The sequence below is a fragment of the Mesorhizobium sp. P170090 genome, assembly GCF_057786115.1.
Genome location: NZ_JBYNWH010000001.1, coordinates 6,058,123 through 6,082,129, shown reverse-complemented (window position 1 = coordinate 6,082,129; position 24,007 = coordinate 6,058,123). Strand labels below are relative to the sequence as shown.

20 protein-coding genes are annotated in these 24,007 nt (G+C 62.8%); 14 read left to right on the top strand and 6 right to left on the bottom strand.

The window, feature by feature from the left end; genetic code table 11:
* Positions 1–61: 61 nt before the first annotated feature.
* From AC3EML_RS29325 to AC3EML_RS29315, 3 genes are all read right to left on the bottom strand, one after another.
* Positions 62–3,193: an efflux RND transporter permease subunit gene (locus AC3EML_RS29325; protein WP_352521435.1), complete on the bottom strand. Its 3,132-nt coding sequence runs from the start codon at positions 3,191–3,193 to the stop codon at positions 62–64.
* Entirely contained in the window at positions 3,190–4,353 is a 1,164-nt protein-coding gene (locus tag AC3EML_RS29320; protein WP_023686447.1) for an efflux RND transporter periplasmic adaptor subunit, read from the bottom strand. Before AC3EML_RS29320 ends, AC3EML_RS29325 begins: the two co-directional genes overlap by 4 nt.
* Before the next feature lie 171 nt (positions 4,354–4,524).
* Entirely contained in the window at positions 4,525–5,352 is an 828-nt protein-coding gene (locus tag AC3EML_RS29315) for a MurR/RpiR family transcriptional regulator (protein ID WP_023686446.1), read from the bottom strand.
* A 147-nt stretch (positions 5,353–5,499) separates the two neighbouring features.
* Here AC3EML_RS29315 and AC3EML_RS29310 point away from each other — a divergent pair, with 147 nt between their 5' ends.
* The 14 genes from AC3EML_RS29310 to AC3EML_RS29245 all read left to right on the top strand — a co-directional run bounded on the left by AC3EML_RS29310 (position 5,500) and on the right by AC3EML_RS29245 (position 20,721).
* Positions 5,500–6,318 (top strand): N-formylglutamate amidohydrolase, encoded by an 819-nt coding sequence (locus AC3EML_RS29310; RefSeq protein WP_352521434.1) that lies wholly within the window; start codon positions 5,500–5,502, stop codon positions 6,316–6,318.
* A 23-nt stretch (positions 6,319–6,341) separates the two neighbouring features.
* Positions 6,342–7,949, top strand: coding sequence for an amino acid permease (locus AC3EML_RS29305; protein ID WP_023825178.1), 1,608 nt, complete (start codon positions 6,342–6,344; stop codon positions 7,947–7,949).
* 91 nt (positions 7,950–8,040) lie between these two features.
* Positions 8,041–9,411: a glutamine synthetase family protein gene (locus AC3EML_RS29300; RefSeq protein ID WP_023671164.1), complete on the top strand. Its 1,371-nt coding sequence runs from the start codon at positions 8,041–8,043 to the stop codon at positions 9,409–9,411.
* Positions 9,412–9,500: 89 nt separating this feature from the next.
* Complete coding sequence (locus AC3EML_RS29295; protein WP_023686443.1) at positions 9,501–9,956, top strand: DUF7662 domain-containing protein; 456 nt, start codon at positions 9,501–9,503, stop codon at positions 9,954–9,956.
* Positions 9,953–10,372, top strand: a complete 420-nt coding sequence (locus AC3EML_RS29290) for a type II toxin-antitoxin system VapC family toxin (RefSeq protein ID WP_488505372.1) — start codon at positions 9,953–9,955, stop codon at positions 10,370–10,372. The genes AC3EML_RS29295 and AC3EML_RS29290 overlap by 4 nt, the downstream gene beginning before the upstream one ends.
* Positions 10,373–10,385: 13 nt before the next feature.
* Positions 10,386–11,771 (top strand): aldehyde dehydrogenase family protein, encoded by a 1,386-nt coding sequence (locus tag AC3EML_RS29285; RefSeq protein WP_352521432.1) that lies wholly within the window; start codon positions 10,386–10,388, stop codon positions 11,769–11,771.
* Positions 11,772–11,789: 18 nt separating this feature from the next.
* Positions 11,790–12,962: an iron-containing alcohol dehydrogenase gene (locus AC3EML_RS29280; RefSeq protein WP_023683212.1), complete on the top strand. Its 1,173-nt coding sequence runs from the start codon at positions 11,790–11,792 to the stop codon at positions 12,960–12,962.
* 239 nt (positions 12,963–13,201) lie between these two features.
* Positions 13,202–14,308, top strand: a complete 1,107-nt coding sequence (locus tag AC3EML_RS29275) for an ABC transporter substrate-binding protein (protein WP_023671169.1) — start codon at positions 13,202–13,204, stop codon at positions 14,306–14,308.
* Positions 14,309–14,371: 63 nt separating this feature from the next.
* On the top strand, positions 14,372–15,286 hold the full coding sequence (locus AC3EML_RS29270) for an ABC transporter permease (RefSeq protein WP_023825180.1): 915 nt from the start codon (positions 14,372–14,374) through the stop codon (positions 15,284–15,286).
* Positions 15,283–16,074, top strand: a complete 792-nt coding sequence (locus AC3EML_RS29265) for an ABC transporter permease (protein WP_023671171.1) — start codon at positions 15,283–15,285, stop codon at positions 16,072–16,074. The genes AC3EML_RS29270 and AC3EML_RS29265 overlap by 4 nt, the downstream gene beginning before the upstream one ends.
* 30 nt (positions 16,075–16,104) lie before the next feature.
* Positions 16,105–17,169 carry an ABC transporter ATP-binding protein gene (locus tag AC3EML_RS29260; RefSeq protein WP_023686439.1) on the top strand — a complete coding sequence of 355 codons (1,065 nt, stop codon included), beginning with the start codon at positions 16,105–16,107 and terminating at the stop codon, positions 17,167–17,169.
* A gap of 148 nt (positions 17,170–17,317) precedes the next feature.
* Positions 17,318–18,871, top strand: a complete 1,554-nt coding sequence (locus AC3EML_RS29255; protein WP_352521431.1) for a cation:proton antiporter — start codon at positions 17,318–17,320, stop codon at positions 18,869–18,871.
* Positions 18,872–18,959: 88 nt separating this feature from the next.
* Positions 18,960–19,868, top strand: a complete 909-nt coding sequence (locus AC3EML_RS29250; RefSeq protein ID WP_023725204.1) for an endonuclease/exonuclease/phosphatase family protein — start codon at positions 18,960–18,962, stop codon at positions 19,866–19,868.
* A 7-nt stretch (positions 19,869–19,875) separates the two neighbouring features.
* Entirely contained in the window at positions 19,876–20,721 is an 846-nt protein-coding gene (locus AC3EML_RS29245) for an EamA family transporter (RefSeq protein WP_023683217.1), read from the top strand.
* A gap of 12 nt (positions 20,722–20,733) precedes the next feature.
* Here AC3EML_RS29245 and AC3EML_RS29240 read toward each other — a convergent pair whose 3' ends face one another.
* From AC3EML_RS29240 to AC3EML_RS29230, 3 genes are all read right to left on the bottom strand, one after another.
* Positions 20,734–21,951, bottom strand: a complete 1,218-nt coding sequence (locus tag AC3EML_RS29240) for an MFS transporter (RefSeq protein ID WP_352521430.1) — start codon at positions 21,949–21,951, stop codon at positions 20,734–20,736.
* A gap of 89 nt (positions 21,952–22,040) precedes the next feature.
* Positions 22,041–22,358: a Dabb family protein gene (locus AC3EML_RS29235; protein WP_023683219.1), complete on the bottom strand. Its 318-nt coding sequence runs from the start codon at positions 22,356–22,358 to the stop codon at positions 22,041–22,043.
* A 20-nt stretch (positions 22,359–22,378) separates the two neighbouring features.
* Positions 22,379–24,007: a GMC family oxidoreductase gene (locus AC3EML_RS29230; RefSeq protein WP_023691834.1), complete on the bottom strand. Its 1,629-nt coding sequence runs from the start codon at positions 24,005–24,007 to the stop codon at positions 22,379–22,381.

Below are 24,007 nucleotides of genomic sequence, written 5' to 3'. Positions count from 1 at the left end.
ACGAACGGTTTTCAGTGCTTGACGACCGCCCCCTCCCTATATCTACAGCCACTGGAGCCAGCTACTCCGCCGGCTCGACATTGGCGTACGCCGCTTCCTCAAGCTCCCGCTTCAGCCTCGCTTCCTCATGCGACTTCGGCGTGACGAAGCGGCCGAGCAGGAGGTAGGCGACCGGGGTCAGGAAAAGCGTCGAGACGGTGGCGAGACCCAGCCCGCCGACGATGACCCAGCCGAGCGCGATGCGCGCTTCGGCACCGGCGCCGGCGGCCAGCACCAGCGGGACCCCGCCGAGGATGGTGCAGATCATCGTCATCATCACCGGCCGCAGGCGGATGATCGAGGCCTGCTCGATCGCCTCGCGCACGCCGAGGCCGCGGTCGCGCAGCTGGTTGGCGAATTCGACGATGAGGATGCCGTTCTTGGCCATGACGCCGACCAGAAGCACGAGGCCGATCTGGCTGTAGGCATTGAGGCTGGTGCCTGACAAAAGCAGCGCAAAGATTGCGCAGGCAAGGCCGAGCGGGACCGTCGCCATGATGATGACGGCGCTGACGAAGCTTTCGAACTGGGCGGCAAGCACCAGGAGGATGATGACCAGCGCGAAGCCGAAAATGGTGATCATGGCGCTGTTGGTCTCGCCGAGCGTCGCGGCTTCGGCCAGCGGCAGGACGCGGCTGCCCGGCGGCAGCAGCGGGGCGGCGATCTGCTCGGCAACGCCGAGCGCGTCACCCAGTGCGAAATTGCCGTTCAGGTTCGAGGTGATCGCCACCGAAGGCTGCTGCTGTTCGCGGGTCAGCGACGGCGGCACGGCGCGCTCGGTCAGCGTGGCGATGGTCGACATTGGCACGAAGCGGCCGTCGGCGGTCTTCAGGAAGATGTTTTCCAGATCGGTCGGATCATTGATCGGGTTGGTGGTCGAGACCAGCTTCACGCCATAGCTGCGGTCGGCGATGTAGACATCGACGACATCGTTGCCGTCGAGCATCGCCTGCAAGGTGTTGGCGAGCCCTGATATGTCGATGCCGAGATCGGAGGCGCGCTCGCGGTCTATGGCCACCGCCAGCTGCGGCTGCGTCGGGTCGATGGAAAGCCGCGGCGTCTGGAAGCGCGGATCGGCCTGCATCCGGGCGATGATCTTCACCGCCGCGTCGCCGAGCGCCTTGCGGTCGTTGCCGACCAGCGCGAATTGCAGGCCGTTGCCGGCGCCGCGAATGCCGAGGCTATTGGCCTGCACCGGGAAGATGCGCACGGATGGCACCTGCCGGGTCAGCTGGCTTATCTGCGCCATGATCTCCTGCTGGCTGCGCGTGCGCTCGTCCCACGGCGCCAGCGTCATCACCATGAAGCCGGAATTGTAGGCGCCGTTCTGGCCGGCGTTTTCGAAGGTCGAGACGATCTCGCCGGAATCGCGCAGCGGCTGGATCAGCCGCTCGATCTTCTGCATCTGCTGCGTGGTGTAATCGAGGCTGACGCCTTGCGGCGCGTTGATGCGCAACAGCACGACGGCGCGGTCCTCGCTCGGCGTCAGTTCCTGGCGGATGGTGCCGAACAGGCTGAAGGCGACGCCCGCAAACAGCACCGCAACCAGCAGCACGATCCACGGCGCGCCGAGGCAGGCATGCAAGGCGCGCTTGTAGGCCGCGTTCAGCGCGCCACCGACGCGCGCGCCAATGCCGTGACCGCCTTCATGGTGGAGCGATGCGCCGGTCAACATGCGCGAGGCCAGCATCGGGCACAGCGTCAGCGCCACCACGCAGGAGAGCAGCACCGACATGGCGAGGACGAAGCCGAATTCGCGAAACAGGCCGCCGGTCTGTCCCGGCAGGAAGGAGATCGGCACGAAAACGGCAACGAGCGTCAGCGTCGTGGCGATGACTGCGAAGAACACTTCTTGGGCGCCGAGCACGGCGGCGGCACGAGGCCCCATGCCTTCGTTGCGCCGTCGCACGATGTTTTCCAAAACGACGATGGCGTCGTCGACGACAAGGCCGGTCGCCAGCACCAGCGCCAGAAGCGTCAGAATGTTGATGGAGAAGCCTGCGAGATAGATGGCGGCGATGGTGCCGATCATGGCGACCGGCATTGACAGACCAGGGATCAGCGTCGCGCGCCAGTCGAGCAGGAAGATGTAGATGACGATCAGCACCATGGAGATCGACAGGCCGAGCGCGATCTCGACCTCGTGCACGGCGCCGTTGACGAAGACTGCGTCGTCGCTGGTGATCTTGATCGACATGCCCTTGGGCAGGTTTTCCTGCAGCTTGGCGACGGCTGCTTTCACTCCGGTGGAAATATCCAGCGTGTTCGATTCCGCCTGACGGATGATGCCAAGGCCAATGCCGGTCTTGCCGTCGGAGCGCAACGAGGTCTGGCCGATGTCGGGACCGAGCGTGACGGTGGCGACGTCGCGGATGCGCGTCGTGCCGCCGATGATGATGTTTTCGAATTCTTCCGGCGTCGTCACATCGGCCGTGGTGCGGACGATGAGATCCTGGTTGGTGGTGGTGATCGAACCGGCTGGTGAATCGAAAGCGACCGAGGCAAGCGCTGCCCTCAGATCGGCGACAGTGAAGCCGAGGCTGGCGAGCTTGTTCTGGTCGACATCGATGCGGAAGATCTTGTCGCGGTCGCCATAGACCTGAACGTCGGCGACGCCAGGCACGGCAGCCAGTTCGTCCTCGATCTGGTCCTGGACAATCACCGTCATGTCCTGCACCGACATGGTGTCGGAGGTGACGGCCAGTCGCATCACGGCATCGGAATTGGCATCGGCCTTGACGATGCGCGGCGGATCGGAGGTCTCCGGTATCATGTTGGCGACACGGCCGACCGCGTCGCGCACGTCGGAAGCGGCGACGTTCAAATCGACGCCGTCGTTGAACTCGATGGTGACGCGGCTCTGGCCGAAGGACGAGGTCGACGAGATCGACTTGACGCCGGATACGCGCGCGACCGCACCCTCGATGGTGTCGGTCAGTTCACGGTCGACGGTTTCGGCGGCGGCACCCTCGAAAGCCGTCGACACGGTGACCACGGCGCGGTCGACATCGGGCAGTTCGCGGATTTCGACGCCGTAGAAAGCGGCAAGGCCGGCCACTGCGATCAGCGTGTTCAGCACGAAGGCCATGACCGGCCTGCGGATGAAGAGAGCGGTGAAGCCGGTTTCGCTGGCGGTGCTGACAGGCGCGGTCATGAGCCTTCGGCCGCGTCCGCGGCGCGCTGATCCTGGCCGGCGATGCGGACCGCGCCGCCTTCGCTGACGCTCTGGGTGCCTTCGGTCACCACCATGTCGCCATCCTCGATCTCAGCGTCGATCAGCACCGTCTCGGTGTTGCGCTGGATGATGCGCACGGGAACGCGCCTGGCCTTGCCGTCCTCGACCTGCCAGACATAGGCGCCGTCGGAACCCCACAGGATCGCCAGGGGGCTGACGGCCGGGTAGGTGTCGCCGGGGAAGCGCATGGTGATGCCGAACGACATGCCGGCGCGCAGCGAATCCGCCGGATTGGCGATTGCAGCCTTGACCAGCAGAGTGCGGCTCTTTTCGTCGATGTGGTTGTCGATGGCCGACACGGTGCCGGTATAGGCCTTGCTCGGATTGGCGATCGGCGTCGCCGACAGTTGCGCGCCGACCTTGACGGCGGCGGCAAAGCGCTCGGGCACCAGGAAATCGACCAGGATGGAGGAGCGGTCGTCAAGCGTGGCGATCGCCGACTGGCTGGTGACGTAATTGCCGGCCGATATCGGCAGGATGCCGACCGTGCCGGCGATAGGGGCGACGATCGAACGACGCTGCAAGGCGAGTTCGGCATCCTGCAGCGCCAGTTTGGCGCCGGCCAGCACCACTTGGGCATCGGCGACGGCGACCGGGGTCGCGGCGTTGGAGGCCCTCAATGATTTCACCCGCTCGAGCTTGTCCTGGGCATCCTGCAAGGCGAGCTTGGCACGATCCTGCGAGATCACCTCGGTCTCGGAATCGAGAACAGCGATGATCTGCCCCTTGTCGACGCGGGTGCCGGACTGAACGAGGAATTCAACCAGCCGGCCGGAGCTGTACGGGTTGACCGTCACCGAGGCGTTGGCGCGGCCGGTGCCGATCGCCTGCAGGCGATCGTTGATGGTGGCGGTGGCCGCAGGCAAGGCGACGACATTTGCCGGGCGGCCGGCAGCGTTGCGACCGCCTGCCTGTTTTGTCGTGTCGACCGCACCGGTTGTGGCGGGCGCCGAAGCATAGGTCCAGTCGATACCCCAGCGTGCCAGAACCTCCGGCGCGCCCGGGAAGAATCGCGCCCAGGCGAGGACAGCCGCGACCAGGATCACAAGCGCAAAAACGATCTGTTTCCAGGCGACCATCGACACTCCGGTTGGCAAAACGTCTACCGGTTTCACCAAGCAAAAAAACGCGCAGCGACGCACCCGGTATGTGCGAAGCCGCCGCAATATCATGGCTTTATGGCAATTCTGCCACTTCCATGCACATTAAATCTGCGTAATTTTGCGCACCTGCGGCCGGGATTGAGCGTGTCAGCGCAGGCTTTCCAGGTCGCGGATGCGCTTGGCGCTGTCGGCCTCGAGCTGCCTGGTGACAGCGCCGATCAGCGTCTCGGCGACAACGAACAGAGCGGCGGAAGAGTCCCACGCCGAAGGCACGGCGGTGCGTCCTGCAATGACATGGCGGGCGAAGCGGGCGATCGGCGATAGCCACTGGTCGGTGAACAGCACGATCTGTACGCCGCGCTGATGCGCGGTCTCGGCAAAGCGTACCAGACTGTCCTGGTAGCGCCTGATGTCGAAGATCACCAGCACGTCGCGCTTGCCCATGTCGATCAGCCGGTCGCGCCAGATGCTCTCCTGACCGGCGAGGTGATAAACGTCGGGCTGGATGATGGCGAGGTGGGCGGCCATGTAGCGCGCCAACGGATCGGTGAAGCGGCCGCCGATCAGGAATGTCTTGCCGCGCCGTTCGGCGAGCCTTTCGGCGATGTCGGCAAGCTGCCTGTCGGACAGATGCCTGAAGGTCTCGCGCATATTGTCCAGCGTCGCCTCCAGCATTGGCGACACGGCACTGCTGCCCGGTGAGGCCGGATTGAGCGTGCGCGATGCCGGCGACTGCAATTGCGCCGCCAGTTCGTCCTGCAGCGCCGACTGGAATTCGGGATAGTTCTGGAACCCCAGCCTGGAGACAAAGCGCAGGATGGTCGGCGACGATACGCCGGCGGCGGTCGAGAACTCGGCGACCGTCTTCAGCCCGATCAGCGGATAGTTGGCAATCAGCGTTTGCGCGGCGCGGCGCTCGCCGGCCGGCATCGTGCCGATGCGGTCCGAAATCAGTTCGGCAATGCTGGAAATCATCGTTTTCCCCACCCCTGAGCCCGTCCAGACCGCTTCCCCGAAATCGCGTTTGACAAAGCCGGACAAACTGTATGAAATCATCCACAGGGACGCAATGACGCAAAATACGTAACATAAGATACAGCGCTCCCCAGGGGACGGCAGACTATGGAGAGAGCACGGCCCGCCAGCCTTGCATCGTCTGATACCGTAGGGGTGACGAACCCCGGCGGGTCCAGCCCTTTCGTGCTGACCTGCGACCACGCTTCCAACTTCCTGCCATCCGAATTCGGCACGCTTGGCCTGCCGGCCGAAGATCTCTCCCGCCACATCGCCTGGGACCCCGGCGCGCTGCCGGTGGCCCGCCGCATCGCGACCGCCCTCGATGCGACGCTCATCGAAACCCGCATCTCGCGCCTGATAATCGACTGCAACCGTCCGCTCGAGGCACCGGACCTGGTGCCGCCGGTAAGCGAGACGACGGCCATTCCGGGCAATGCCGGCCTGTCGGACAGTGAGCGCGCCGAGCGCATCGCTTTGTCGTGGCGGCCGTTCCACGACACGATCGCATCGATCATCGACGACCGGCAGGCGCGTGGGCAGGAGACCCGGCTGGTGTCGGTGCATTCCTTCACCCCGGTCTACAAGGGCAAGAACCGGCCCTGGCATATCGGCATCATCCACGATGACGACCGCCGGCTGGCGTCGCCGCTGATAGCGGCGCTGCAGCGGCTCTCCGGCGTCAGTGTCGGCATCAACGAGCCCTATTCGCCGGCCGACCGCGTCTATTTCACTTTGGAGCGCCATGCACGCTCGCGCGGCCTTGCCTGCGCAATGATCGAAATCCGCAACGACGAGATTTCCGGCGAGACCGGGCAGCGGAAATGGGCGGATCTGCTCACAGGCATTTTTTCTGACCTGGAACCCGAGGAGGCCAAGGGTTCCCGGCGACAAGCAATGGGAAAGTCAGTTCAATCGGCCAGCTAAGAACGTTAAAAAGGGGACTTCAAATGGCAGCACCGATACACACGGACACATCGGAGGACGTGAAGGTCCTTCACAGCATGGGCTACGCCCAGGAACTATCGCGGCGCATGGGAGCATTCCAAAGCTTTGCGATCTCGTTTTCGATCATCTGCATCCTGTCCGGCGGGTTTGGATCATTCCCGATCGCGCTTTCGACGGGCGGTCCATTCTCACTGACCATCGGCTGGATCATCGGCAGCGCGTATGCGCTTGTCGTTGCGGCCTGTCTTGGCCAGATCGCGTCAGCCTACCCGACGGCAGGCAGCCTGTATCACTGGTCGTCAATCCTGGGCGGCCGGTTCTGGGGTTGGGCAACGGCCTACGTCAATCTGCTGGGACTGCTGTTCGTCATCCCGGCCGTGAATGTGTTTCTCTATCTCATCACGCGTGACCTGTTCTTCGGTTCGGTACTCGGCTGGGACGTCTCCGGCTGGGGGATGGGGACGCAAATTCTATCGGTCGCCGTCATCACCGCGGCGCAAGCCCTGCTGAACCATTTCGGCATCAGGCTGACGACCATACTGACGGATTTCTCCGGCTACCTGATCCTCGGGGTCACCGTCATCCTTATCATCATGTTTCTGATGGCGGCGCCAAGCCTGGACATCGGCAAGGCGTTCACCTTCGTAAACAACACCGGGGCTTCTGGTGGTGGCGTTTCCCCGCAAACCGGTCCATTGATGGCGATCATCATCGGCCTTCTCTATCCGCTGTTCACCATTACCGGCTTTGACGCGTCCGCACACACGGCGGAAGAAACAGTCAATGCGCGCGACACGGTGCACAAGGGCATGCTGCATTCAGTCTTCTGGTCCGGCGTGTTCGGTTTTGTGCTGATCCTTGTCATGATCATGGCCATTCCGGATCTGAATGCCGCCGCCGCCTCCGGCTGGAGTTCCTTCAACAATCTCTTCATCGCAGCCATCATGACGTCGTTTATCGGCAAGTTGATGCTGATCGGTGTGATCATTTCCAACTTCCTCTGCGCATTAGCCGCCGTGACGTCCACATCACGGATGATCTATGCGTTTGCGCGTGATGGTGGCTTGCCATTCTCGGGCCTGCTGAGCTCGGTCAGCCCGACATATCGCACGCCGGTGGCGGCGATCTGGTTCTCCGCCATCATGGCGGTCGTGTTGACCGCCGTGACGACGCCACTCAATGCCTTTGCCGCGCTCTCGACCGGCTGCGCTATGTATCTCTACATTTCATATGCAATGCCGATTGTTGCGGGTTTCTTTGCCGAAGGAAAAACCTGGACCACCTTTGGCAGCTTCCGTCTGGGCGGTTTGTCAAAAGTCTTCGCGGTCATTGTCATGATCGGAACCGTCCTGGTCACGATCGGTGGTCATGCCTTCGTCGTGTCGATCCCCGGCACACCGGGCGACGCTGCCGCCAATCCGCCGGTTGCCGCCACAAGCTTCGTGCCGGGCCTGTGGTACTATTCGGTTGGCTTCGCCATCATCCTGGCAATTCTTTGGTTCGCCATTGAAAACCGGCGTTTCCAGGGTCCGCCAATCGGCGAGGCGGCAATCGCCAAGCGCAAGGCGATCATTGCAGCCGCTGAAAAGGCTGTCGGCGAATCTGCCTGAGCAACAATCAAAGCCGTGGCGAGTTCGATAGCCACGGCTTTTTCCCTTTCAAAGTGACAAGCCCAAAGCGGCTAGCTGGAGTGCCAAAGGAATGGCCGGAAATTTCTCGTTCGATCAGTTGAAGAAAGCGGTCTCCAATGGCGAGATCGACACGGTGCTGGCCTGCATCGTCGACATGCAGGGGCGGCTCGCGGGAAAGCGTTTCCTGGCGCAGTACTTTGTGGATTCTGCTCATGACGAGACGCATGGCTGCAACTATCTGCTCGCCGCCGACATCGATATGGAGCCGGTGCCGGGCTACAAGGCGGCAAGCTGGTCGAAGGGCTATGGCGACTTCGTCATGAAGCCGGACCTTGCCACGCTGCGGCGGATTCCGTGGCTGGAAAAGACCGCGCTGGTGATCTGCGACGTGCTCGACCACCACACCCATGACGACCTTCCGCATTCGCCGCGCGCGATGCTGAAAAAGCAGGTCAAGCGGCTCACCGAACGCGGCTATATCGGCTACTTCGCCTCCGAGCTCGAATTCTACCTGTTCAACGAGACCTACGATTCCGCCCGCAAGAAGCACTGGCAGGGGCTCGACACCGCGTCGCCCTATATCGGCGACTACCAGATCGGCATCACCACCAAGGAAGAAGGCGTCATGCGCCGGCTTCGCAACGAGATGGAAGCGGCGGGCATTCCGATCGAAAACTCCAAGGGCGAATGGGGCCCGGGCCAGGAAGAGATCAATGTGCGCTATGCCGAGGCGCTCGACATGGCGGACCGCCACGTCATCCTGAAGAACGGCGCCAAGGAGATTGCCGAGTCCGAAGGCAAGTCGATTTCCTTCATGTCGAAATACAATTACGGGCTCGCCGGTAATTCCAGCCACATCCACAATTCGCTGTGGAGCGCCGACGGCAAGACGCCATTGTTTTTCGACAAGAAGGCGGACTGGACTTTGTCCACGCTTGGCCAGCAATGGGCGGCTGGGCAGCTCAAATACGCCAGGGAGTTTACCTGGTTCCTGGCGCCCTACATCAACTCCTACAAGCGCTTCCAGGCCGGCACCTTCGCACCGACCAAGATCATGTGGAGCGAGGACAACCGCACCGCCGGCTTCCGCCTGTGCGGCGAGGGCACCAAGGGCATCCGCATGGAATGCCGCATCGGCGGCGCCGACCTGAACCCCTATCTCGCTTTCGCGGCGCTGATCGCCGCCGGCCTTGCCGGCATCGACGAGAAGCTCGAACTGCAGAAGCCGTTCGTCGGCGATGCCTACCAGGCCTCGCGCCTGCCGGAGATCCCGAAGACGCTGCGCGACGCCACCGAGACGCTGGCCAAGTCGAAGATGCTGAAGCAGGCGCTCGGCGACGATGTGCTCGAACATTATGTCCACACCGCAAAGTGGGAGCAATTCGAATACGACCGCCGCATTACGGATTGGGAACTGCACAGGGGGTTCGAGCGGTATTAAACTTTATACAGCTTTAATGTTGACACTGTGGTGAAGTTAGTACCATATGGTACCTGTAAACTGCAGTGCGCTACATTGAGGAGTTTGCAATGTCCAAATATGCGCCGCTCAAGGACTTTCTCATTGCCCAAAATGTCGATCGCGTTCCGATGTCATTCGCCGAAATCGAGAGAGTGCTCAATCTGCCGCTGCCCGCATCGAAGCAATACCCTGCATGGTGGAGCAACAATCCGAGCAACAATCCCATGACAAGGGAGTGGCTTGAGGCTGGGTTCGAGACCGAATCCGTCAATATAGGGAGTGGGAAACTGGTATTTCGCCGCGTTCGCAAAGTGCCCATTTCGACGCCGCCCAGTGGTAGCGTGCCTGCCGCGCCAAAGGAGGCGCGCGCGGATCGCCACCCCGGTTTTGGTTTCATGAAGGGCCTGATAACAATCGAAGCCGGATTTGATATCACCAAACCTTTCGATGACGAGCCATGGGACCGAGGCTATCTGGGCGGTGAGGCTGACGCGCGTGACGGCAAACTTGCGGTGCGTAAATGAGCGAAGGGCCAAACCTGCTTCTGGATACATGTGCGATGATCTTTGTCGCCAACGATAGTCTGATGGAACCGCACGCAAGCCGGGAGATTTCGGAAGCGGCCTATGACGGCCGTCTGTATCTTTCGCCGATGTCGGCATGGGAGATCGGAATTGGCGTAGCCAAGGGCCGGCTCAATCTGCCATTGGCGCCACTCGACTTCGTGGAGCAATTCATCGAGCGAATGTCGGCAAAGCTCAGCGCTATCTCACCAGCCATTCTGATTGCGTCATCCAACCTGCCCGGTCCGCCTCATGGTGATCCCATGGATCGGATACTGATGGCAAGTGCGAGAGCGTTGGACATGGTTCTGGTGACGCGTGACGAGCCCATCCTTCGCTATGGCCGCAATGGCCATCTGCGCACCCTAGCCTGCTAAACTGGAGTATCCTTTGGAAACCGTAAAACTCAAATCGCCCATCGATGGTTCGATTTACGCCGAGCGGCCGATCGCGACCGACCAGGCGATCAATGCCGCGGTCGAGCGCGCCAAGGCGGCGCGGGAGAAGTGGGCGCTGACGCCGATCGTCGAGCGCGGCAAATTTATGCGGGCGATGCTCGAAGTGCTGGTCGCGATGACCGACGAGATCGTGCCGGAGATCGCCTGGCAGATGGGGCGACCGGTGCGCTATGGCGGCGAGTTCGGCGGCGTCAGGGAACGCACCAATTACATGGTCGAGATCGCTGAAGCCGCGCTGAAATCCGTGCCGGCATCCAACCCGAAGGACGGCTTCCGACGCTATGTGAAGAAGGATCCGCTCGGCGTCGTCATGGTGATCGCGCCGTGGAACTATCCCTATCTGACCGCCGTCAACACCATCGTGCCGGCACTGATGGCCGGCAATACCGTTATCCTCAAACATGCGGCGCAGACGCTGCTGGTCGGCGAACGGTTCCAGCAGGCGTTCGACAAAATTGGGCTGCCCAAGGGCGTGTTCCAGAATGTCGTGCTGAACCATGCCCAGACCGAGAAGCTGCTCGGCTCGGGCAAGATCGACCATGTCAATTTTACCGGTTCGGTCGGCGGCGGCCGCGCCATCGAGAGGGCGGCGGCCGGCACCTTCATGACGCTCGGGCTCGAACTCGGCGGCAAGGACCCGGCCTATGTGCTGCCCGACGCCAAGCTCGACCATGCGGTGGCCAATCTGGTCGACGGCGCCTTCTACAATTCCGGCCAGTGCTGCTGCGGCATCGAGCGCGTCTATGTGCATGAGAAGGTCTACGACCAGTTCGTCGAAGGTTTCATCGCCGAGACGAAGAATTATGCCGTCGGCAATCCGCTGGAACAGGCGACGACAATGGGGCCGATGGCTCAGGCGCGCTTTGCCGACCTGATCCGCGAGCAGAAGGCCGAGGCGCTGCGCAAGGGTGCAATCGCACACATCAATATGAAGGTGGCTAACGACAAGGCCGGCTCGCCCTATCTGGCGCCGGAAGTGCTGACCGGCGTCGACCACCAGATGAGCGTCATGCGCGAGGAAAGTTTTGGCCCGATCGTCGGCATCATGAAGGTGCGTAACGACGAGGAGGCGATCGCGCTGATGAACGACAGCCCCTACGGGCTGACCGCTTCGATCTGGACCGGCGATATCGAGCATGCGGTGGCGATCGGCGACCGCGTCGAGACCGGCACCGTGTTCATGAACCGCTGCGACTACCTCGATCCGGCGCTGGTCTGGACCGGCGTCAAGGACACCGGCAAAGGCGTCGCCCTTTCGGCGCTCGGCTACGACAATCTGACCCGGCCGAAATCCTTCCATCTGCGCGAAGCCATCTGATTTTTTGAAAGACAAGACATGTCCAAGCTGATCTCCAAATGGAACTACCCGACCACCGTCCGCTTCGGCGCCGGGCGCATCAAGGAACTGCCTGAGGTGCTCGCTGCCACCGGCATTAAGCGGCCGCTATTCGTCACCGATCCGGGGTTGGCGAAACTGCCGGTCGTCGCTTCGACGCTGAAAATCCTCGACGACGCCAAGGTATCCTATGGCGTGTTCTCCGAGGTGAAGCCGAACCCGGTCGATTCTAACCTCACCGCCGGGATCGCCGTGTTCAAGAAGGGCAAGCATGACGGCGTCATCGCCTTCGGCGGCGGTTCAGCGCTCGATCTCGGCAAGCTGATCGCGTTCCAGGCTGGCCAGACGCGGCCGATCTGGGACTTTGAGGATGTCGGCGACTGGTGGACGCGCGCCAATTCGGATGCCATCGCGCCGATCATAGCCGTGCCGACCACTGCCGGCACAGGCTCGGAAGTCGGGCGTGCCGGCGTCATCACCAATGAGGCGACGCACACTAAGAAGGTGATCTTCCATCCGAAGCTTTTGCCGGCAATCGTCATTGCCGATCCGGAACTGTCGGTCGGCATGCCCGGCTTCATCACCGCCGGCACCGGCATGGATGCGCTGGCGCACTGCCTCGAAGCCTATTGCGCGCCGGGCTATCACCCGATGGCCGACGGCATTGCGGTGGAAGGTGTGCGCCTGGTGTTCGAGAACCTGCCCAAGGCCTACGCCAACGGCAAGGACCTTGTCGCGCGCGCCCACATGATGAGTGCGGCCGCCATGGGTGCTGCCGCCTTCCAGAAGGGTCTTGGCGCCATCCACTCGCTGTCGCATCCGATCGGCGCGCTCTACGACACCCATCACGGCATGACGAATGCGGTGTTCATGCCCTATGTCTTGGCCTTCAATCGCGACTCCATCGAGGAGCGGATTGCCCGGCTCGCTGCCTATTGCGGCATCAAGGGTGGCTTCGACGGCTTTGCCAAAGCGATCATCAAGCTGCGCAAGGAATTGAAGGTGCCGCATGCGCTGCCCGATCTGATCAAGGGGCTCGACATGGACAAGAAGCGCAAAGGGCTGATCGCCGACATGGCGGTGGTCGATCCGACCGCCGGCGGCAACCCGGTCAGGCTGACCAAAAAGGCGGCGCTGACGCTGCTCGAGAACACTATCGCCGGCACTGTCTGAGGCGGTTTCTGCGCCGGACGTGATCTAAAAACGAAGGGAAAGGAAGGGCAAGGGGGCAAAAAGCAAGGCAATAAACCATTAGCCGGGAAATTAAGTCGAGGCTAATTGCTACAGCCGGTTAAAAAGAGTTAACTTTTCGTACCGCCGGGGGCCAGTTTCAAAAAGCTTTCATCTGGCTGTCATATGAAACCGATACCGCATCGCAGGCGTCCAGGACGCCAGTTCAACGGAGAGAACACATGTTCAAGTTCACAGGGAAAGTGCTTTCCCTTTCGGCCGTCGCCCTCATGGCGACCTCTGCTATCTCGTCGGCCCAGTCCATGGATGAACTGGTTGCCGCTGCGAAGAAGGAAGGCCAGCTCACGACCATCGCGCTGCCGCATGACTGGTGCGGCTACGGCGCCGTCATCGACGGCTTCAAGGCAAAGTATCCTGAGATCACCATCAACGAACTCAACCCCGATGCCGGCTCCGGCGACGAGGTCGAGGCGATCAAGGCCAACAAGGACAACAAGGGCCCGCAGGCGCCCGACGTCATCGACGTTGGCCTGTCCTTCGGCCCGACCGCCAAGGCTGACGGCCTGATCCAGCCCTACAAAGTGTCGACCTGGGACTCGATCCCCGACAGCGCCAAGGATGCCGATGGTTACTGGACCGGCGACTACTATGGCGTACTATCCTTCCTGGTGAACAAGGACCTCGTCAAGGAAGCGCCGGCTGACTGGGCTGACCTGCTGAAGCCGGAATTCGCCAACACCGTGGCGCTTGCCGGAGACCCGCGCGCCTCGAACCAGGCCATCCAGGCCGTCTACGCGGCCGGCATTTCCGGTGGTGCGGCTGCCGGCGAAGCTGCTGGCACTGCTGGTCTCGACTTCTTCAAGAAGCTTAACGCCGCCGGCAATTTCGTGCCGGTCATCGGCAAACCGGCGACCCTGGCACAAGGCCAGACGCCGATCCTGGTGACCTGGGATTACAATGCACTTGCCGGTCGCGACACGCTGAAGGGCAATCCGCCCGTCGACGTCGTCGTGCCGAAGACCGGTGTGGTTGCCGGCGTCTATGTGCAGGCGATCAGTGCTTTCGCACCGCATCCGAACGCTGCCAAGCTCTGGCTGGAGTATCTCTACTCCGACGAAGGCCAGATCGGCTGGCTGAAGGGCTATTGCCACCCGATCCGCTTCAACGATCTTGCCAAGAACGGCAAGCTCCCGGCGGACGTGATGGCCAAGCTGCCGCCGGCCGAGGCTTACGCTGCCGCGGTGTTCCCGACGCTGGACGAGCAGGGCAAGGCAAAGGAAGCCGTCACCAAGAACTGGGATGCCGTCGTCGGCGCCAACGTCAAGTAAGGCTTGAAACCAACCGGGCGGCCTCGCGGCCGCCCGGTGTTCCTCGGAGACGGCAGCCGGCGCATGACAGATATCTCGCTTTCCGATCAAGCAGTTGCCGGGAAGACCGCGCCCCCCAGCGAGGCGCGTGCAATGCGACTGCCGACGCAATGGCTCGGCGTTGCGCCATTCTTCATCTTCGCCATCATGTTCCTGATCCTACCCACGCTCTATCTGATGCTGGGTGCATTCCAGAACGATGCCGGCGAATTCACGTTCGAAAACATAGCAGCACTGGCGCAGCCATCGATTGTCGCCGCCTACTGGATCTCGCTCAAGGTCAGCCTTTCCTCGTCGCTGATCGGCGCCTTCGCAGGTCTCGGCATCGCCATCGCCATCGTGCGCGGCGGCCTGCCGGAGTGGATACGTTCGGCGACGCTGACATTCTCCGGCGTGGCTTCCAATTTCGCCGGCGTACCGCTGGCCTTCGCCTTCATCGCCACGCTCGGACGCCTCGGTCTCGCCACGGTGCTGCTCAACACCGTGTTCGGCCTCAACATTTATGCGCACGGCTTCAACATCCTATCGTTCTGGGGCCTGACGCTGACCTATGTCTATTTCCAGATTCCCCTAATGGTGGTCATCATCACGCCGGCGATCGACGGCTTGAAGAAGGAGTGGGGCGAGGCTGCGGCGACGCTTGGCGCCACCCAGACGCAATACTGGCGCATGGTGGTCATCCCGGTGATCTGGCCGAGTTTCCTCGGCACGGTCATCCTGCTCTTCGCCAATGCCTTCGGCGCCATCGCCACCGCCTATGCGCTGACCGGCTCTTCACTCAACATCGTGCCGATCCTGCTCTATGCGCAGATACGCGGTGACGTGCTGCACAATGCCCATCTCGGCTATGCGATCGCCTTCGGCATGATCGTCATCACCGGGCTGGCCAATGTCTTCTACATCTGGTTCCGGACGCGCTCGGAGAGGTGGCTGAAATGAAGTCCGGAAAATTCTGGGCCTGGGTCGTCTTCGGGCTGGGCGCGGCCTATTTCTTCATTCCGCTGATCGCGACGGTGGAATTTTCCTTGCGCATGCGGCGCGGCGCTTATTCCTTCGACGCCTATCAGATCGTGCTTGGCGACCCTCGTTTTCAGGCGACCTTTGGCTACTCAGTGCTTGCCGCCATCTTCACCATCATTCTGGGCGTGTTGATCGTGGTCCCCGCCGCCTACTGGATTCGACTGCGCCTGCCGCAACTGCGGCCGATCGTAGAGTTCATCACGCTGCTGCCGCTGGTCATTCCCGCCATCGTCATCGTCTTCGGCTATATCAGGATGTACGGTTCGAATTCGCCGCTGCCGTTCCTGGCGACCGACATGGGCACAAATGCCTTGCTGGTCATCGGCTATGCAATGCTGGCGCTGCCCTACATGTATCGCGCGGTCGATACCGGACTGCGCACCATCGACGTCAGGACGCTGACCGAAGCGGCGCAGATCCTTGGCGCCGGTTGGGGCACGATCATTGGTCGTGTGATCCTGCCCAATGTGCTGATCGCCGTGCTCTCGGGCGCCTTCCTTACCTTCGCCATCGTCATTGGCGAATTCACCATGGCCAGCTTGCTCAACCGGCCCGCCTTCGGTCCCTATCTGCAAAACGTTGGCGCCAACCGCGCCTATGAGCCCGCAGCGCTTGCCATCATCGCCTTCGCCATCACCTGGGGCTGCATGTCGCTGATCCAGATCCTGTCCCGTTTCGCGCCGAGATCGGCGAACCGCCCGAACTGATCGACAAAGTACTGATCGAAAGAAAAAGCCATGGCCGAACCATTCCTCTCCATCCAGCATGTGCGAAAATCCTTCGGCGCCACCACCGTGGTCGAAGATTTCAATCTTGATGTCGAGCCGGGCGAGTTCGTTTCGTTCCTTGGGCCATCGGGTTGCGGCAAGACCACCGTGCTGCGCATGGTCGCCGGTTTCGAAGAGCCGTCGGCGGGCAAGATCGTCGTCGCAGGCAAGGACATCACGAGGCTAAAGCCCAACCAGCGCAATGTCGGCATGGTGTTCCAAGCCTATGCGCTGTTCCCCAACCTGACGGTGGCGCAAAACATCGGCTTTGGCCTGAAGGTCGCCGGCATGCCCAAGGCGGACATCGACAGACGCGTGGCCGAGATGCTCGATATCATCAAGCTGCCGCAGATGGCAGACCGCTATCCCTATCAGCTCTCGGGCGGCCAGCAGCAGCGTATCGCGCTGGCGCGTGCCATCGCGCCGAAGCCGAAGCTGCTTCTTCTCGACGAGCCGCTGTCGGCGCTCGATGCCAAAGTACGTGTGTCGTTGCGCGAGGAAATCCGCTCGATCCAGAAGAAGCTCGGCATCACCACCATCTTCGTCACCCATGACCAGGAAGAGGCGCTGTCGATCTCCGACCGCATCGCGGTGATGTATGGCGGCAAGGCCGAGCAGGTCGGCACGCCGTTCGAGATCTACAACCGGCCGGCGACCAAGTTCGTCGCCAATTTCGTCGGCACGCTGAACGTGCTCGAAGGCAAGGTCACTGACGCCGCGGCCGGCACGGTGCAAGTCAACACGCAGGAAGTCTCGCTCAAGGGCAAGCTCAACGGCTCGAAGTCGGGCGACACGCTGTCGCTGGCGCTGCGTCCTGAGGCGATCTCGCTCGGACGCCAGCCCGGTCGCGATTCAAGCCTGTCGGGCGAAATCTCTGAAGTGCACTTCCTCGGCTCGGTCATTCGCGTTCGCGTCGGCATCGGCGGCAACACGGTGTCGCTCGACACCTTCAACAGCCCGGCAACGCCACCGCCGGCTGTCGGCGAGAAGGCCGACATATCGTTCTCATCAAGCGATATGCTGGTGCTGCACTAGCAAAGCAGCATCCTGGGGCGACCGAGGCGGTCGATTCAAGCTGGCGCGATGAACGGCCGTATCATTGCCGGACCCGAGCGCTGGACAATCAACAGCATCTTGTCATCCAGCCACTGCCCACGATGCCGCTTCGCCGCTACGATAGGCCATGGCGCTATTCGAACTTACCCTCATCCTGCTCCTGGCAGCCGTCGCGCTGACGGCGCTGTCGCGGCGGCTGGAAATTCCCTATCCCTCCCTGCTGGCTCTGGCCGGCGTCGCGATTGCCTTCGTACCCGGTGCGCCGACAATCGAGATCGATCCGGAACTGGCGCTTGCCCTGTTCATCGCGCCGGTGCTTCTCGACGCCGCCTATGACACGTCGCTGCGCGACCTCAAGCGCTACCGGCTGTCGCTCGCGCTGCTGGCGCTGGGCGCGGTGGTCTTCACCACCGTGGTGGTTGCCTTCGTCGGCTGGAAGATGGCCGGCCTGCCGATCGCGGCGGCAATCGCGCTTGGCGCCATCGTCGCGCCGCCGGATGCGGTGGCCGCATCCGCCGTGCTCAGCCAGTTCAAGGTACCGCACCGCATCACCGCCATCCTGCAGGGCGAGAGCCTGCTCAACGATGCCACGGCGCTGCTGATCTACCGGTTGGCGGTTTCGGCCGCGCTTGGCACCATCATGCTCAGCAACGCCGTTCCGGTGATCCTGCTGGCAACGATCGGCAGTGTGATCGCGGGCTATCTGTTTGGCCGCGTCTCGCTGCTGGCGCTCGGCCGCATCGAGGATGCGGCGAGCAGCACGGTGGTGCAGTTTGCCGGAACCTTCGCCGTGTGGATCATCGCCGACAGGCTCGGCCTTTCCGCCATCATCACCATCGTCGTCTATGCCATGACCATTGCGCGCAGGGCGCCGCGCCAGTCGTCGGCGAGACGCCGAGTCAGTACCTATTCGGTCTGGGAGTCGGCGGTGTTCGTGCTCAACGTGCTGGCTTTCGTGCTGATGGGCCTGCAGGCACGCACGATCGTCGGCAGGCTGGCCGGCGACGGGCAAGGCGAAGCATTCCTTTTCGCCGCAACGGTGCTGGTCGTCGTTATCGTCGCGCGCCTTGTCTGGGTGGCGAGTTACGTCGCGATCATCCGGTGGCTTGCCCGCTTCGCCAGCCAAGAGGCAAGGCGGGAATTGCCGACATTCGGCGGCGCCGTCATTGTGGGCTGGTGCGGCATGCGTGGATTGGTGACGCTGGTGGTGGCCATTGCGCTGCCGGCCGATTTTCCCGGCCGCGACCCGATCGTGCTTGCCGCCTTCGCGGTGGTGCTGGGCACGCTGGTGCTGCAAGGCATGACGCTGAAGCCGCTGCTGCGCTGGATCAACTTCGACCCCGATAGAACCGTCGACAAGGAGGTGGCGCAGGCGCGCGTCGCCATCATGCAGGCAGCACTGGACGTGCTGAGCCGCAAGACATCTGCGGCGGCGGCTGTCGTGCGCGAGCAGTATGAGGCGCAGCGCCTGATTGCGGAAAACCCGGATGATGCTCAGGCCGCGACCGAATACGACCGGCTGCGCCTCTATGCCATCAACCGCCAGCGCGACACGCTCGAGGAGTTGCGCAGCAACGGCACGATCGGCGACGAAGCCTATCACCGGCTGGAGGAAGAGATCGACTGGGCCGAACTGGCGGCGTCGCCGGCGGGCCGGTTCCAGCCGCTGACCACATCATAGACGCTGGCCCAGTTCCGCCGTCGTGCCGGTACATTGCAACCCATCTGCCGAACCGCTACTGCCAAAGCCAAATTGAGCCGGATAAGCAATGAAGCTGGTCAGCTACAACATCCAGTACGGGTTTGGCGGCGATGGCCGTTACGATCTTTCGCGCTGCACCAAGCTGGTCGACGGCGCCGATATCATCGCGCTGCAGGAGGTCGAGCGGCATTGGCAGCGCACCAATGAGGACGACCAGCCGGAGCTGCTTTCCCGCCTGCTACCCGGTTACCACTGGGTCTATGGCCCGGCCTTCGACATGGATGCCAGCGAGCGCCGCGACGGCCGGCTCGTCAACCGCCGCCGGCAGTTTGGCACAATGCTTCTGTCGAAATTGCCGATCGCCTGGTCGCGGCTGCACGCGCTGCCGATGCGCCGCACGCTGCGGCCGCTCAACACGCGCAACGCCGCGCTCGAATGCATGATCCGCACGCCGGCCGGACCGGTAAGGGTCGTGTCGCTGCATCTCGCCCATATCGCGGCGGAGGAGCGTCTGGAGCAGATCGACTATCTCTTGGCCGAGCATCGCCGCGCGCCGTCCGAGGGCGGCCCGTGGAGCGGCGCGGACAATGAGCCTTCGCGCAACTGGACCAGTGGCGAGGCAGAGCCGGAAAACCCGACAGCTGCGATCTGGATGGGCGATTTCAACATGGAGCCGGGCAGCGCCGAATACAGCCGCATCGTCGGCAGCACGCCCTATCATCGCGGGGCAGCTTATCTCGACGGCTTTGTTGATGCCGCTGCCGTCGCTAGCGAGCCGGCTGCCGATTTCCACACCCATGTGAAAACGATCGACGGGAAAGTGGCAAAACGCCGGCTCGACCATTGCTTCGTCGGCGGTATGTTCGCGGACCGTGTGCGCTCGGTCAGTGCCGATATAGGCGAGATCGCTTCAGACCATTTTCCGGTCCGGATCGATATCGATCTCGAAACGCCTTTGAGCTCGGGAGATCGGTGAGCCCTCGATGACGCTTTTCGTCTTTTTCGCGGTGCTTGCCGCCGCCGCCATGCACGCGATCTGGAACGCGCTGGTCAAGGTGCATCTCGATCGCTTCCTGTCGATCACGCTGATGACGCTGGGCATGGGTTTTGCCGCACTGTTCGTGCTGCCCTTCGTCGAGTTTCCAAAGGCCGCGGTATGGCCCTTTATCATCGCCTCGGTGCTCTTTCACATGGGCTACCGGACCTTCCTGATCGGCGCCTACAAGGCCGGCGATTTCGCCCAGACCTATCCGCTGGCGCGCGGCACGGCGCCGCTTTTGACCGCCCTCGGCGGCGTTGTCGTGGTGCAGGAGATGCCGGCGCCGTTCGCCATCCTCGGCATCCTGCTGCTGTCGGCCGGCACGCTGGTGATGTCGTTTCGCGGCGGCGCGCATCTGGAGCGGATCAATGTGCGGGCGGTCGGCTTTGCGCTCGGCACTTCGATCTTCATATCCAGCTATACGCTCTCCGACGGCAGCGGCGCGCGGCTGGCCGCAACGGCAACGAGCTATGCCGCATGGCTGTTCATCTGCGATGCCACGTGGGCGCTGGTGCTGTGCCTCATCTTTCGCGGGCCCAAGGCGCTGCCCGTGCTGGCGCGTGACTGGAAGGCAGGCCTGTTCACCGGCGTGCTCAGCGGCGCGGCCTACTGGATCGTCATGTGGGCGATGACCAAGGCGCCGATCGCCTCGGTGGCGTCGTTGCGCGAGACGTCGATCCTGTTTGCCATGATGATCTCGGTTTTCGCGCTCGGCGAGAAGATGACAGGCTGGCGCGGCGCCGCCGCGCTCAGCATCGTCGCCGGTGTCGTGGCCCTCAGGCTGGGCTGAGATTCTGATACTTCAGCCGAGCACCGTCATCACCTGTCCGCGCCGTTCCGGACTGAAGCGGATGACGAGGATGATGCAGACGGCGACCACGCCGGCAAACAGCGCCAGCGCGTAGCCATAGCTGCCTCCAGACGCCTCGGCGATGCCGGCCTGGTAGGGACCGCCATAGGACGCCGCGAGATTGCCGGCCTGGTAGATGAAGCCGGGCAAGGTTGCCCGCACGGCGCCGGGCGACAGCTCGTTAAGATGCACCGGGATGACTCCCCAGGCGCCCTGCACCGCGACCTGCATGACGAAGGCGCCGATGGCCAGCATGAACGGTGTCGAGCTGAAGGCCCAGAGCGGAATCGAGGGCAAGGCAATCAGGCAGGCGAGCGTTATCGCGTTGACGCGGCCGATCTTCTCCGACAGTGCGCCGAACGCCAACCCGCCGACGATGGCGCCGATATTGGCGACGATGGTGATCCAGCTCACCGTGTGCGGGTCGAAGCCATGCTGCTTCTTGAGGAAGGTCGGGTAGAGGTCCTGCGTGCCGTGGCTGAAGAAATTGAAGAACATCATCAGCACGACCGCATAGACGGCGACGCCCCAGTGCTCCTGCAGCGTTTCAAGAAGGCCAGGTCTGACGGATTTCTGCGCCTCGACGAAGGCCGGCGATTCCGGCACATGCGAGCGGATGAAGAGCACGATCAGTGCCGGCAGGAAGGAGAGCAGGAACATGGCGCGCCAGCCGATCGTGTAACCACCGATCGTCTGCTGGTAGAGCACGCCGTAAACCACGGCCGCCAGAAGGTAGCCGGTGGGATAGCCGCATTGCAGGATGCCCGAGACCATGCCGCGGGCACTGGGCGGAATGGACTCCATGGCGAGCGAACTGCCCAACCCCCATTCGCCGCCCATGGCGATGCCGAACAGAGCGCGCAGCGCGAGGAAAATGCCGAGATTGGGCGAGAAGGCAGCCAGCGCGCCGATCACCGAATAGCTGACGATGTTGAGCATCAGAATGGGCTTGCGGCCATATTTGTCGGCCAGCCTGCCGAAGAAGAAGGCGCCGATGAAGCGTGTCGCCAGCGTCAGGAACAACGCTTTGGAGACTGCCGGGACGTCAGTGTTGAAATCGGTTGCGATATCGGTGAGCAGGAAGGTCAGAAGGAAGAAATCAAAAGCGTCGAGCGTCCAGCCGAGGAAGGAGGCAAGGACGGTTTTCTTCTGCTGCGCGGTGAGAGCCACGACGTTCCTCCTAAACGCCCCCGGGGAACGATATGTTCCTTGGGGCGCAAAAGAGAACAGGCGTCAGCCGGCTTTCGAAAGAAGCGCGGTCACTTTTTCGTAATGTCGAGATCGAACACCATCAGCCCGTCGGTGCCGCCTTCGAGCGCTGCGACCAATCGGGCGCCGGCGCGCTGATGCGCTTCATGCACGAGATAGGCGTCGCGGGCGGCGGCATCGCGGAAGTCGATGGTGAAGGCATGGCTGAAGCCGCGCGCGAACGGCTCCGGGCTGACATTGGTGCTGAAATGGACCGTGTCCATGCCGTCGACAACGGAGCGCAGTGCTTCGAGATCGGCGTGGATTGCCGTGCGCTCGGTGGCGGGCACATCGCTGCGGAAGCGTACGAAGACGCAGTGTCTGATCATTGGTTCGTTCTCCTAAGTGGCTATGCGGCCCGATTGCCGGAGAACACCGCCGGCGGAAGCGGCTCGCGGCCGAGGATGATGTCGGCGCCTTTTTCGCCGACCATGATGGTCGGCGCATTGGTGTTGGAGGAAGGCACGCGCGGCATCACCGAGGCATCGCAGACGCGCAGGCCCTCGATGCCGCGCAGACGCAGGTCCGGTGTGACCACCGCCATATCGTCATGGCCCATGCGGCAGGTACCCACGGGGTGATGGTCGGTCTTGGCGGTGCGGCAGGCATAGTCGATCAGCTCGTCATCGCTGGCGAGCGATGGTCCGGGCAGCACCTCGCGCAACACGTAAGGCGCAAGCGCCTTCTGCCGCATGATCTCGCGCGCAAGCCTGAGGCCCTTGATCGACATGGCGCGGTCATAAGGGTCCGACCAATAGTTGGGATCGATCAGCGGGTGGTCGGCCGGGTCGGCGCTGCTCAGCCGCACCGTGCCGCGCGAGCGCGGGCGCAGGAAGGCCGAGTTCAAGGTCACGCCGGGGTTCTTCAACCTCTCGACGCCGGCCTCGATGCCGGAGCCCAGTCCCAGATGGAACTGGATGTCGGGCGAGGCGGCGGTCGGATCGGCGTACCAGAAGCCGCCGGTCTCGAACAGGCTGGAGGCGACCGGCCCTTTCTTCAGCAGCAGATACTGCAAGCCGGCCCACGCGGTGCGGTGCAGCTTGGCGTAGTTGTCATAGGTGTGGTCGCCGGTGCATTCGGCGATGACGAACAAATCGAGATGGTCCTGCATGTTGGAGCCGACACCGGGCAGATCATGCACCGGCGTCACGCCGACCGATTTCAGGTGATCAGCCGGGCCGATGCCCGACTGCATCAACAGCTTCGGCGAACCGATGGCGCCGGACGAGACGATCACTTCGCGCTCGGCGCGCATGATGGTCTTCTCGCCGCCGGGTTTGTCGACGATCTCGACGCCGATGGCGCGGCCTTTCTCGACCACGATGCGGGTGACCAGCACATCGGTTCGGACTGTCAGGTTCTTGCGGGCGCGGATGGGCTTCAAATAGGCGACCGAAGCGGATGAGCGCCGGGCGTCCTTCTGGGTCAGCTGGTAGTAGCCGACGCCTTCCTGGCTAGCGCCGTTGAAATCCGGGTTGAAGGGGATGCCCATCTCTTGGCCGGCGCGGAAATAGGCCTCGCAAATCGGCAGCGGCGAAATCGGGTTCGACACGCCGAGCGGCCCCTGGTCGCCGTGAAAATCGTTGGCGAAGCGCTGGTTGTTCTCGGCGCGCTTGAAATAGGGCAGCACGTCGCGATAGCCCCAGCCCGCGAGGCCCTCTTCCTTCTCCCATGCGTCGTAGTCGCGAGCGTTGCCGCGCGTGTATATCTGGGCATTGATGGACGAGCCGCCGCCGACCACCTTCGCCTGCGTATACCAGAAGACGCGGTCCTGCATGTGCCTCTGCGGCACAGTCGACCAGCCCCAGGAAGCGATGCCCTTGGTCATCTTGGCAAAGCCCGCCGGCATGTGGATGTAGGGGTGCCAGTCCTTGCCGCCGGCCTCGAGCAGCAGCACGGAATTCGCTGGATCCTCGCTCAGCCGGTTGGCCAGAACGCAGCCGGCCGGGCCGGCACCTACGATGATGTAGTCGGTCAT